Source organism: Actinospineispora eucalypti, assembly GCF_039543365.1.
In the GTDB taxonomy this organism is placed as follows: Bacteria; Actinomycetota; Actinomycetes; order Mycobacteriales; family Pseudonocardiaceae; genus Pseudonocardia; species Pseudonocardia eucalypti.
Window position 1 is genome coordinate 698,236 of the sequence record NZ_BAABJP010000001.1, and the last position, 12,798, is coordinate 711,033.

The 12,798-nt window shown below is 70.0% G+C and carries 5 protein-coding genes; all 5 read left to right on the top strand.

The window, feature by feature from the left end; translation table 11 throughout:
- Nucleotide 1: 1 nt before the first annotated feature.
- The 5 genes from ABEB12_RS03340 to ABEB12_RS03360 all read left to right on the top strand — a co-directional run bounded on the left by ABEB12_RS03340 (nt 2) and on the right by ABEB12_RS03360 (nt 12,736).
- Nucleotides 2–2,791 (top strand): hypothetical protein, encoded by a 2,790-nt coding sequence (locus ABEB12_RS03340; RefSeq protein ID WP_185058895.1) that lies wholly within the window; start codon nt 2–4, stop codon nt 2,789–2,791.
- Nucleotides 2,792–3,212: 421 nt separating this feature from the next.
- Nucleotides 3,213–6,719, top strand: coding sequence for a DNA-directed RNA polymerase subunit beta (gene rpoB / locus ABEB12_RS03345; RefSeq protein WP_185058896.1), 3,507 nt, complete (start codon nt 3,213–3,215; stop codon nt 6,717–6,719).
- Nucleotides 6,720–6,757: 38 nt separating this feature from the next.
- The gene (locus tag ABEB12_RS03350; protein ID WP_185058897.1) at nt 6,758–10,678 is read left to right on the top strand and encodes a DNA-directed RNA polymerase subunit beta'; all 3,921 of its coding nucleotides are present in this window, start codon (nt 6,758–6,760) and stop codon (nt 10,676–10,678) included.
- Between the two features lie 213 nt (nt 10,679–10,891).
- Nucleotides 10,892–11,686 carry a trehalose-phosphatase gene (gene otsB / locus ABEB12_RS03355; protein ID WP_185058898.1) on the top strand — a complete coding sequence of 265 codons (795 nt, stop codon included), beginning with the start codon at nt 10,892–10,894 and terminating at the stop codon, nt 11,684–11,686.
- Nucleotides 11,687–12,001: 315 nt separating this feature from the next.
- Entirely contained in the window at nt 12,002–12,736 is a 735-nt protein-coding gene (locus tag ABEB12_RS03360; RefSeq protein ID WP_185058899.1) for an HAD-IA family hydrolase, read from the top strand.
- Nucleotides 12,737–12,798: the final 62 nt, after the last annotated feature.

Consider the following 12,798-nt stretch of genomic DNA (forward strand, 5'->3'; position numbering starts at 1 on the left):
CGTGACTGTGCAGCGCCGTACCCCGAGCGACGAGCACCCGACGGAGGTGTTCCGGCAGATCTGGGACGCCGAACCGGGCGACCCCGACGAGTACTTCGGCGACGCGGTATCCGCCGAGGACCCGGGCCGCCCCGGGCCCCGGCCGCCCGCCGCCGCGCCCGCCACCCCGGCACCGGCCGCGTCGGAGCCGGCGGAGGGGGACGGTGGCGACGAGTGGGACTGGGGTCACGACGAGCCCGAGGGCAACCGCTACCAGCGCGAGCAGCCGCCGGCGGCCCACCGCGAGACTCCGGCCTACCCGGACGACCCCGGTTACCTGGACGGCTCGGACGACCGGTACCTGGACGAGCCGGACCACACCGGCTACCTGGACGAGCCCGGCCGACGGGTTGCCGGCCAGCCGGATCACCGGGGAGCGCACGCCGAACCGGCCGACGAGCCCCCCGCACCGGCCCACCACGCCGACGCCCACCAGGCGGACACCTACCAGCCGGACACCTACCGGTCCGGCCCGGCTCACGAGGCCGATGCCTTCGAGGCCGATGCCTACCAGGCGGACGCCTACCGGGCCGAGCCGGCTCACCAGGCGGACACATACCCGGCGGACGACTACCAGGGCGGCCCGGCCGACCACGCGGATGCCTACCCGGCCGGACCGGCCCACCGGGCGGACTCGTACCAGGACGAGCCCGAGTACCAGGAAGACGCATATCCGGAAGCCTCGGAACCGGCCGCCACGGACGACCGGCCTTCGGCCGAGGCCGAGTACGCCACCCAGATAATCGACGCGGTCCCCGACGAGCCGGCCGACGCCGGCGCGCCACTGGACTCCGGCGGCACGAGTGCCCTGCCGGCTCAGGCGGATTCCCGGGGTACGAGTGCGTTTGCCGCCCAGCCAGATCCCGGCACCAGCGCCCTGCCCGCCCAGCCGGGCACCAGCGCCCTGCCGGCCCAGTCGGGCACCAGCGCCCTGCCCTCCCAGTCGGGGACCGGTGCGCTGCCGGCCCAGCCTCGTTCCAGAGACGCCGGCGCGGCTTCCGAGGGGGGCGCGGGCGATGCCGACGAGACGCCGGCCCGGTCCGGCGCCCCGGCGCTGCCCCGGCGGATTCCCGGGCGCACGACGTCCGGCACGGACTCGGCGTTCGGGGAGCAGGACGAGCGGCGGGGGGACGTCTTCCCGGCCCCTCTGCGCCTGCCCGATCTGCCGCCCTCGTTGCGCGCGCCCAGCCCGGAGCCGGCCGACGACGACCGGCCCGCCGGCGGCGTGGCCGAGCAGCTGTTCGGCAGCCCGAGCGGCCGGGCGGAGCAGGCCGACACGGTCATCTTCGACCGGGTCAGCCACTCGAGCTTCGGCACCGGGGACCGCTCGGAGCCGGCGGACCAGGCCTCCGCCCGGACCGACGACCCCGACCCCGCCGAGCCGGCCGACCGCGCCACCGACCCCGCCGAGCCGGCCGGCCGCGCCAACGACCGCGCCAACGACCGCGCCGGCGACCGCGCGGCCGGCCGCCGGAAGCGCGCCGAGCAGGCAAAGCGGTCCACGTCCCGGGCCGCCTCCACCAGTGCCGCCGTGGGCGGCGACGGAGCCACCGGCGCCATCGCCAGCGGCTCCGTCGCGGGTGCGGCCGTGGCCAGCGGTGCGCTCGGCAGCGGCCCGGCCACCAGCGGCTCCGCCACCAGCTCCGCCACCAGCTCCACCAGCGGCTCCGCCACCAGCTCCACCAGCGGCTCCGCCACCAGTTCGGTCGGTGGTCCGGCCACCGGCTCGGCCGGCAGCGGTTCGGCCGGCGGCAGTGGCTCGGCCAGTGGCAAGGAGATCGACGAAGCCGAGCGGGAGCGCCGCGCCGAGGCGGCGCTGACCGAGACCGCCGCGCATCCCGGCCCGCTGGTCACCGACGACGATCAGGCGGACACCGATCGAGACCCCGATGAGTCCGACGGCGGGTCCGACGGCCCGACCGCCCGGCGCGCGGAGGGAACCGCCGCCAGCTTTGCCGCTCGACCGCCTACCGCTGATCCCGCCGACCCGACCACCCAGCTACGGCTGCCCGATTTCGCCGCCAGCGAGCAGACCGCGCTGATCGACGCCGCCGTGGACCCGGACGGCCCGCCCGGGTCCGGCCCGAGGCGCACCAAGTCGGCCGCGCGCGCCGAGGCGAAGGCCGCGCAGCCCACCGAGGTCATCCCGGCCGCCGTGGGCGACCTGCCGAAACCGGCGAGCCCGGCCAGGAAGCGCCCGGCCGCCAAGAAGCCGGAGACCGCGAAGTCCGAGACGCCGCCGGCCCGCGCGCCGGTCCCGCTGATCCTGGTGCTGCTGCTGGTCGCGCTGGCCGGGGCCGGCGGCGCGTACTTCTGCTACACCCAGGGCAAGGTGGCCGAGGAGAAGAACCAGGCGCAGAACGTGGCGTACCTGGACCCGGTGGCCACCAGTGAGGTGAAGCGGCAGATCACCCGGGCGGTGGAGGCCATCTACAGCTACGACTACACCCGGCTGGACCAGAGCGAGCAGCTGGCGCTGGCGTTCATCACCGGTTCGTACTCCGAGGAGTTCAAGGGGAAGTTCCAGCCGGTGCGGCTGCACGGCGTGCCGCAGAAGGCCGCGCTGGTGTCCAAGGTGGTGGAGATCGGCGTGAAGTCGGTGTCCGCGCAGAACGCCGAGCTGCTGGTCATGGTGAACCAGGTGGGCCGGAGCGCGGCCAGTCCACAGCCACTCAAGGCCACCATGCGGCTCAGCGTGACGGCTCAGCGGGCGGACGGTCAGTGGAAGGTCTCCGGGGTCAAGACCCGGTGACCGTCCGTAGGCAGGCACCGCCGGAAAGGCGCCGGTCGTCCGCCGAAAGAGACCACTTACCGACGATTAGCCTCTTGACTCCGGGAGCGAGGCACGTCACTCTTGGTGGCGCGATGGTTGCTCTGGTGACCACTCTGGACAGCGGCTGCATTTGCAGCTAGACTGCCTCTTTGCGCTGCCTTCATTCAGAAGACCTGACCCTGCCACCGGTCTGTGCTCGATCGAGCGACAGATCGGAACAGCCGGGTCAGCGTGTTCTGAATGAGGGGAGCGCACTGACAACACAGGCAACGCGTCGCTTCCGCACTACCAAACGGCCAGTCGGACCCGGACCTCCCGCCGGACCCCGAGCCGCTGCGCCCGACGGTACTCGCCCGAGACGACGCATGCCAGACGAGCGTAGCTCTCGGAAGGACGCATCTTGGCTGTCTCCCGCGCCACCGCGACCACTGTGCCCAACGTTTCCGCCAACCCGAATTTTCCGGGCGCTCCCACCCGAGTCTCCTTCGCGAAGATCCGAGAGCCGCTCGAGGTTCCCGATCTACTGAACCTGCAGATCCAGTCCTTCGAATGGTTGGTCGGCGACGAGGCCTGGTTCGAGCGCCGGGTCGAGGCCGGCGAGGAGCTCCCGGTCGGCGGGCTGGAGGAGATCCTGGCGGAGATCTCCCCCATCGAGGACTTCTCCGGTTCCATGTCGCTGTCCTTCTCCGACCCGCGCTTCGACGAGGTGAAGGCCTCGGTCGAGGAGTGCCGGGACAAGGACATGACGTACGCGGCCCCGCTGTTCGTCACCGCGGAGTTCACCAACAACAGCACCGGCGAGATCAAGAGCCAGACGGTGTTCATGGGTGACTTCCCGGTGATGACCGACAAGGGCACCTTCATCATCAACGGCACCGAGCGTGTCGTGGTGTCCCAGCTGGTCCGGTCCCCGGGCGTGTACTTCGACCACACCGTGGACAAGGCCACCGACAAGGACGTCTACTCGGTCAAGGTCATCCCCAGCCGGGGTGCCTGGCTGGAGTTCGACGTCGACAAGCGCGACACCGTGGGTGTGCGCATCGACCGCAAGCGCCGCCAGCCGGTCACCGTGCTGCTGAAGGCGCTGGGCTGGACCGCCGAGGCGATCCGCGAGCGGTTCGGATTCTCGGAGACCCTGCTGGCCACCCTGGAGAAGGACCACACGGCCGGGCAGGACGAGGCGCTGCTGGACATCTACCGCAAGCTGCGCCCGGGCGAGCCGCCGACGCGCGAGTCCGCGCAGACCCTGCTGGAGAACCTGTTCTTCAAGGACAAGCGCTACGACCTGGCCAAGGTCGGCCGGTACAAGGTGAACAAGAAGCTCGGCCTCAAGGTGGCGCCGGAGTCCGGCACGCTGACCGAGGACGACATCATCACCACCATCGAGTACCTGGTCCGGCTGCACGCCGGGGACACCACGATGGCGGTGGGCAGCGGCGAGGACGCGGTCGAGGTCCCGGTGGAGACCGACGACATCGACCACTTCGGCAACCGGCGCCTGCGCACGGTCGGCGAGCTGATCCAGAACCAGATCCGGGTCGGGCTCTCCCGGATGGAGCGGGTCGTCCGCGAGCGGATGACCACCCAGGACGTCGAGGCGATCACCCCGCAGACCCTGATCAACATCCGCCCGGTGGTGGCGGCGATCAAGGAGTTCTTCGGCACCTCGCAGCTGTCCCAGTTCATGGACCAGCACAACCCGCTGGCCGGGCTGACCCACAAGCGCCGGCTGTCCGCGCTCGGCCCGGGCGGCCTGTCCCGCGAGCGGGCCGGCATGGAGGTCCGGGACGTCCACCACAGCCACTACGGCCGGATGTGCCCGATCGAGACGCCGGAAGGCCCGAACATCGGCCTGATCGGCTCGCTGGCCTCCTTCGCGCGGGTCAACCCGTTCGGCTTCATCGAGACGCCGTACCGGAAGGTCGTCGAGGGTGTCGTCACCGACCAGATCGACTACCTGACGGCGGACGAGGAGAACCGGCAGGTCATCGCCCAGGCCAACGCGCCGCTGGACGAAGGCGGCAAGTTCACCGAGCCCCGGGTGCTGGTCCGGACCAAGGGCGGCGAGGTCGACTTCATCAGCCCGCGCGGCGTCGACTACATGGACGTCTCGCCGCGCCAGATGGTGTCGGTGGCCACCGCGCTGATCCCGTTCCTGGAGCACGACGACGCGAACCGCGCCCTGATGGGCGCGAACATGCAGCGCCAGTCGGTCCCGCTGTTGCGCAGCGAGTCCCCGCTGGTCGGCACCGGCATGGAGCTGCGCGCCGCCGTGGACGCCGGCGACGTGCTGGTGGCGGACAAGGCGGGCGTGGTCGAGGAGCTGTGCGCCGACTACATCACCGTGATGGCCGACGACGGCACCCGGCAGACCTACCGCCTGAACAAGTTCGCGCGGTCCAACCAGGGCACCTGCAACAACCAGAAGCCCATCGTGGACGAGGGCGACCGGGTGGAGATCGGCCAGGTCATGGCCGACGGGCCGTGCACCGAGAACGGTGAGATGGCGCTGGGCAAGAACCTGCTCGTGGCGATCATGCCGTGGGAGGGCCACAACTACGAGGACGCGATCATCCTCTCCCAGCGGCTGGTGCAGGACGACGTGCTCACCTCGATCCACATCGAGGAGCACGAGATCGACGCCCGGGACACCAAGCTGGGGGCCGAGGAGATCACCCGGGACATCCCGAACGTCTCCGAGGAGGTCCTGGCCGACCTGGACGAGCGGGGCATCATCCGGATCGGCGCCGAGGTGCAGCCGGGCGACATCCTGGTCGGCAAGGTCACCCCGAAGGGCGAGACCGAGCTGACCCCGGAGGAGCGCCTGCTGCGCGCCATCTTCGGCGAGAAGGCCCGCGAGGTGCGGGACACGAGCCTGAAGGTGCCGCACGGGGAGAACGGCAAGGTCATCGGCATCCGGGTGTTCTCCCGCGATGACGACGACGAGCTGGCCCCGGGCGTGAACGAGCTGGTTCGGGTGTACGTGGCCCAGAAGCGGAAGATCTCCGACGGCGACAAGCTGGCCGGACGGCACGGCAACAAGGGCGTGATCGGCAAGATCCTGCCCGCCGAGGACATGCCGTTCCTGCCGGACGGCACGCCGGTGGACATCATCCTGAACACCCACGGTGTGCCGCGCCGTATGAACATCGGCCAGGTGCTGGAGACCCACCTCGGGTGGATCGCCAAGTCGGGCTGGGAGATCGAGGGCACGCCGGAGTGGGCGTCCAAGATGCCCGAGGAGCTCTACGCCGTGCCGCCGAACACGAACACCGCGACCCCGGTGTTCGACGGCGCCAAGGAGAACGAGATCACCGGGCTGCTCTCGTCCACCCGGCCGAACCGGGACGGCGAGCGGATGGTCGGGCCGGACGGCAAGGCCCAGCTGTTCGACGGCCGCTCGGGCGAGCCCTACCCGTTCCCGGTCGCGGTCGGCTACATGTACATCCTGAAGCTGGCCCACCTGGTGGACGACAAGATCCACGCCCGCTCCACCGGCCCGTACTCGATGATCACGCAGCAGCCGCTGGGTGGTAAGGCGCAGTTCGGTGGCCAGCGCTTCGGTGAGATGGAGTGCTGGGCCATGCAGGCCTACGGCGCGGCTTACACGCTGCAGGAGCTGCTCACCATCAAGTCCGACGACGTGGTGGGCCGGGTCAAGGTGTACGAGGCCATCGTCAAGGGCGAGAACATCCCGGAGCCGGGAATTCCCGAGTCGTTCAAGGTGCTGCTCAAGGAGCTGCAGTCGCTGTGCCTGAACGTGGAGGTGCTGTCCAGCGACGGTGCCGCCATCGAGATGCGCGACACCGACGACGAGGACCTGGAGCGGGCGGCGGCCAACCTGGGCATCAACCTGTCCAGTCGGCCGGGTTCCGACTCCATGACCGTCGACGACATCGTCCACTGACCGGCCCTCTAGCAATACTTTTAGGAGACTGAAGCCACGTGCTAGACGTCAACTTTTTCGACGAGCTGCGCATCGGCCTGGCCACCGCCGAGGACATCCGTCAGTGGTCGTACGGCGAGGTCAAGAAGCCCGAAACGATTAACTACCGCACCCTGAAGCCGGAGAAGGACGGCCTGTTCTGCGAGAAGATCTTCGGTCCGACGCGGGACTGGGAGTGTTACTGCGGTAAGTACAAGCGGGTCCGGTTCAAGGGCATCATCTGTGAGCGGTGTGGCGTGGAGGTCACCCGCACCAAGGTGCGCCGCGAGCGGATGGGCCACGTGGAGCTGGCCGCCCCGGTCACCCACATCTGGTACTTCAAGGGTGTGCCCAGCCGGCTCGGCTACCTGCTGGACCTGGCCCCGAAGGATCTCGAGAAGATCATCTACTTCGCGGCCTACGTCATCACCAGCGTGAACGACGAGCTGCGGCACAACGACCTGCCCACCCTCGAGAACGAGATGGGCGTCGAGCGCAAGCGGACGGAGAACCGGCGCGACGCGGACCTGGAGGCCCGCGCGCAGAAGCTGGAGGCCGACCTCGCCGAGCTGGAGGCGGAGGGGGCCAAGAGCGACGTCCGCCGCAAGGTCAAGGAGGGCGGCGAGCGCGAGATGCGCCAGCTCCGCGACCGGGCCCAGCGCGAGCTGGACCGGCTCGAGGAGATCTGGAACACCTTCGCCAAGCTGTCCACCAAGCAGCTGATCGCGGACGAGATGCTCTACCGGGAGCTGTACGACCGGTACGGCGACTACTTCACCGGTTGCATGGGCGCCGAGGCGATCCAGAAGCTGGTGCAGACCTTCGACATCGAGGCCGAGGCGGAGAACCTCCGGGAGACCATCCGCTCCGGCAAGGGCCAGAAGAAGCTGCGCGCGCTCAAGCGGCTGAAGGTCGTCGCCGCGTTCCAGGTCACCGGCAACAACCCGGCGGGCATGGTGCTGGACTGCGTTCCGGTCATCCCGCCGGACCTGCGCCCGATGGTGCAGCTGGACGGTGGCCGGTTCGCCACGTCCGACCTGAACGACCTGTACCGCCGGGTGATCAACCGGAACAACCGGTTGAAGCGGCTGATCGACCTCGGCGCGCCCGAGATCATCGTGAACAACGAGAAGCGGATGCTGCAGGAGGCCGTCGACGCGCTGTTCGACAACGGCCGCCGCGGCCGGCCGGTGACCGGTCCGGGCAACCGCCCGCTCAAGTCGCTGTCCGACCTGCTCAAGGGCAAGCAGGGGCGGTTCCGCCAGAACCTGCTGGGCAAGCGCGTCGACTACTCCGGCCGTTCGGTCATCGTGGTCGGCCCGCAGCTCAAGCTGCACCAGTGCGGCCTGCCCAAGGGCATGGCGCTGGAGCTGTTCAAGCCGTTCGTGATGAAGCGGCTGGTGGACCTGAACCACGCGCAGAACATCAAGTCCGCCAAGCGGATGGTGGAGCGCGGCCGCTCGCAGGTGTGGGACGTGCTGGAAGAGGTCATCGCCGGCCACCCGGTGCTGCTCAACCGGGCGCCCACCCTGCACCGGCTGGGCATCCAGGCCTTCGAGCCGCAGCTGGTGGAGGGCAAGGCCATCCAGCTGCACCCGCTGGTCTGCGAGGCGTTCAACGCCGACTTCGACGGTGACCAGATGGCGGTGCACCTGCCGCTGTCCGCCGAGGCCCAGGCCGAGGCGCGGATCCTGATGCTGTCGTCGAACAACATCCTGTCCCCGGCCTCCGGGCGGCCGCTGGCCATGCCCCGGCTGGACATGGTGACCGGCCTGTTCCACCTGACCCGGGAGCGCGACGGCGCCATCGGCGAGGGCCAGGCGTTCTCCTCGCCGGCCGAGGCCGTGATGGCCTACGACCGGCAGGCGCTGCACCTGCAGGCGAAGATCAAGATTCGGCTGATCGACGCGACGCCGCCGGCCGACCGGGCCGCCGAGCTGACCGAGCAGGGCTGGGTGCCGGGCGAGGCCTGGCTGGCCGAGACCACGCTGGGCCGGGTGCTGTTCAACGAGCTGCTGCCGGGCGACTACGCGTTCATCAACGAGCCGCTGCCCAAGAAGCGCCAGGCCGTGATCATCAACGACCTGGCCGAGCGGTACTCGATGACCGAGGTCGCGCAGGTGCTGGACCGCCTCAAGGAGGCCGGCTTCTACTGGGCCACCCGGTCCGGCGTCACCCTGGCCATCGACGACGTCGTGGTTCCCCCGCGCAAGCAGGAGATCCTGGACGGCTTCGAGGCCAAGGCGGAGCAGATCAACAAGCGCTACCAGCGTGGTGCCCTCTCGCACCAGGAGCGCAACGACGAGATGGTGAAGATCTGGACCCAGGCCTCCGAAGAGGTGGCCAAGGCGATGGAGGAGAACTTCCCCGCCGACAACCCGATCCCCACCATCGTGCAGTCCGGCGCGGCCGGCAACATGGCCCAGGTCCGGCAGCTGGCCGGCATGAAGGGCCTGGTGGCCAACCCGAAGGGCGAGTACATCCCGCGCCCGATCAAGTCCAACTTCCGCGAGGGCCTGTCCGTACTGGAGTACTTCATCTCCACGCACGGCACCCGGAAGGGCCTGGCGGACACCGCGCTGCGCACCGCCGACTCGGGTTACCTGACCCGGCGTCTGGTGGACGTCTCGCAGGACGTGATCGTGCGTGAGGTCGACTGCGGCACCGAGCGCAGCATCATCATGCCGGTCACCGAGCCGGCCGGTGACGGCCGGATCGCGCACCGGTACCTGCGCACCAGCGTGTACGCGCGCTGCTCCGCGCAGGACGTGTACGACTCGGACGGCAACCTGCTGGTGGCCCGGGGTGACGACCTCGGCGACCCGGCGCTGGACCGGCTGGTCTCGGCCGGCATCGAGCAGATCAAGGTGCGCAGCGCCCTGACCTGCGCGTCCGCCACCGGGATCTGCGGGATGTGCTACGGCCGCTCGATGGCCACCGGCAAGCTGGTGGACGTCGGCGAGGCGGTCGGCATCGTGGCCGCCCAGTCCATCGGTGAGCCCGGTACCCAGCTGACCATGCGTACCTTCCACGTCGGTGGTGTTGCCGGCGACGACATCACCACCGGTCTTCCCCGGGTCACCGAGCTGTTCGAGGCTCGGGTGCCCAAGGGCAAGGCGCCCATTGCGGACGTGGACGGCCGCATCGCCATCGAGGACGGCGACAAGTTCTGGAAGATCACCCTCACCCCGGACGACGGCGGCGAGGAGATCGTCTACGAGAAGCTGTCCAAGCGGCAGTGGCTGGCCATGACGGTGGTGGACGGCGAGGAGCGGCCGCTGGCCGACGGCGACCACGTGCACGTCGGGCAGCTGTTGCTCGAGGGCACCGCCGACCCGCACGAGGTGCTGCGGGTGCTGGGGCCGCGCGAGGTGCAGCTGCACCTGGTGCGTGAGGTGCAGAAGGTGTACCGCACGCAGAGCGTGGACATCCACGACAAGCACGTCGAGGTGATCGTCCGGCAGATGCTGCGCCGGGTGACCGTCATCGACTCGGGCGCCACCGAGTTCCTGCCCGGTGCGCTGGCCGAGCGGGCCGAGTTCGAGAACGTGAACCGGCGCGTGGTGTCCGAGGGTGCCGAGCCGGCTTCCGGCCGCCCGGTGCTGATGGGCATCACCAAGGCCTCGCTGGCGACGGAGTCGTGGCTGTCCGCGGCCTCGTTCCAGGAGACCACCCGGATCCTCACCGATGCGGCGATCAACGGAAAGCGCGACGGCCTGGTCGGGCTCAAGGAGAACGTCATCATCGGCAAGCTCATCCCGGCCGGTACCGGCATCAACCGGTACCGCAACATCGAGGTGCAGCCCACCGAGGAGGCCCGCGCGGCCGCCTACGCCCTGCCGAACTACGACGACGGGTACTACGCCCCCGACGTGTTCGGCACCGGCACCGGCGCCGCCGTCCCGCTGGACGACTACGACTTCGGCCGCGACTACCGGTGAACGTGTGCGGGGCCGACGGGCCCCGCGCATCCGGTTGTCCTGACTGAAGTTCGACCCCGGGGAGCCGGGGTCGGGTACCACTCTCCCGTGGTGGTGCCCGACCCCGGCCCCCCTTTTCGTGATTCAGTGCCTTCAGCACGGTGATTCAGTCGGTTTGGCAGGGTGATTCAGTCACTTCTGCCCGTGGTTGCCGGTCGGCCGTAGGGTTTGGGTGTGGCCGATCAGCTTCCCCATGCCCTGAACGACCCCGAAGAGTTCGCCAACGCGCTGGCCGGGCGGCGCCCGGCGGTCTTCCTGGACTACGACGGCGTGCTCACCCCGATCGTGGAGCGTCCGGAGGACGCCCGGATGTCCCCCGAGATGCGTGACGTGGTGCGCGCGCTGGCCGACCGGACGCCGGTGTGCGTGGTCAGCGGCCGGGACCGCTCGGTGGTGCAGGACCTGATGGGCGTGACCGACCTGGTCGTCGCCGGCAGCCACGGCTTCGACATCTGGCACCCGCAACGCGGCACGCTGCAACACCCGGCCGCCTCGGGCTTCGAGGACCTGGTCGGCGAGCTCACCGACCGGCTGCGCCGCGAGGTCGGCGGGCTCGACGGCGTGCAGGTGGAGCCCAAGCACGCCTCGGTGGCCGTGCACTACCGACGCGCCGGCTCGGCAGCGCGGAACGCGGTCGCGGACCTGGTCCGCACGCTGCTCACCGAGCGCCCGGACGAGATCAAGGTGACTCCCGGCAAAATGGTCTACGAGCTACAACCCAAGATCGACTGGAACAAGGGTCGCGCCGTCGACTACCTGATCGACACCCTGGGCCTGAACCGCCCCGACCTGGTCCCCGTCTACCTGGGCGACGACGTGACCGACGAGGACGCCTTCCGAGCCCTGCGCGACCGGGGTGTCGGCGTCTACGTGGGCGACCCCACCACTCTCGACCGCCCCACCCAGGCGCACTTCCACCTGACCACTGTCCCCGAAGTAACTCGCCTCCTCGCCTCCCTAGCCCTCTAATCCCTAACCCTCACCGCCACCCCGGCGAGTCGGGGATCTAGGTACGGCGAGTCGGGAGTCTAGGTACGGCGAGTCGGGAATCTGAGTACGGCGAGTCGGCGTTTCTAGCACCCAGAGTCGGCGTTCTCAGCACCTTGACTCGGATGCCTCATCTCCCGTGCCGTACACGAATCCTCGACTCACCGTGCACGAGTTCCCGACTCGCCGTACCTAGATCCCCGACTCGCGGGGGCGGAGCGGGGTGGAGCGGGGTGGAGCGGGTGGCTCGGGGTGCTGGGAGTGCCGGTTCGGGGGGATGGGAGGGTTGGGGGTGTGATGTTTCGGGGCGCGATTTTTGACGTGGACGGGGTGCTTGTCGACTCGCCTCATGAGGCGGCTTGGCGGGACGCGCTGCGCGAGTTGATGGAGGGCGACTGGGCGGACATCGCGCCCCGAACCACCTGGACCCCGGACGCGTTCACCAGCGAGGTGTACCAACGAGTGCTCTCCGGCAAGCCCCGGATGAGCGGCGCGCGGGACGCGCTGGCCCACTTCCAGGTGCCCGACCTGGACCGGCACACCCAGGAGTACGCCGACCGCAAGCAGGCCATGATCGTCGAGCTGATCGAGCGCGGCGCGTTCCGGGCGTTCGACGACGCGCTGCGGTTCGTGCGGCGGGTACGCGCGCTGGGCATCCCGACGGCGGCCGCGTCCTCGTCCAAGAATGCCGGCCTGATGCTGAAGAAGATTCAGCTGGAGGACGGGCTGACCCTGGCCGACGCGCTGGACGTGGACATCTCCGGCCGTGACTTCGCCCACGGCAAGCCGGCGCCGGACATCTTCCTGGCCGCCGCCGAGGAGCTGGGGGTGTCACCGGAGCAGGCGTTCGTGGTGGAGGACGCCCCCAGCGGGGTGGCGGCGGCGAAGGCGGGCCGGATGGCGGCGCTCGGCGTGGCCAGGGCCGACGACGCGGAACTGCTGCACGCGGAGCGGGCCGACCTGGTGGTGACCAGCCTGGACCAGGTGGACACCGCGCAGCTCGGCGAAGGCAGACTGCGGGCCACGGAATAGCGCCGACAACGCAAAACCGCTGGCCGCAGTGGGCCTACCGATCGGCGAACACCCGCTCCCGC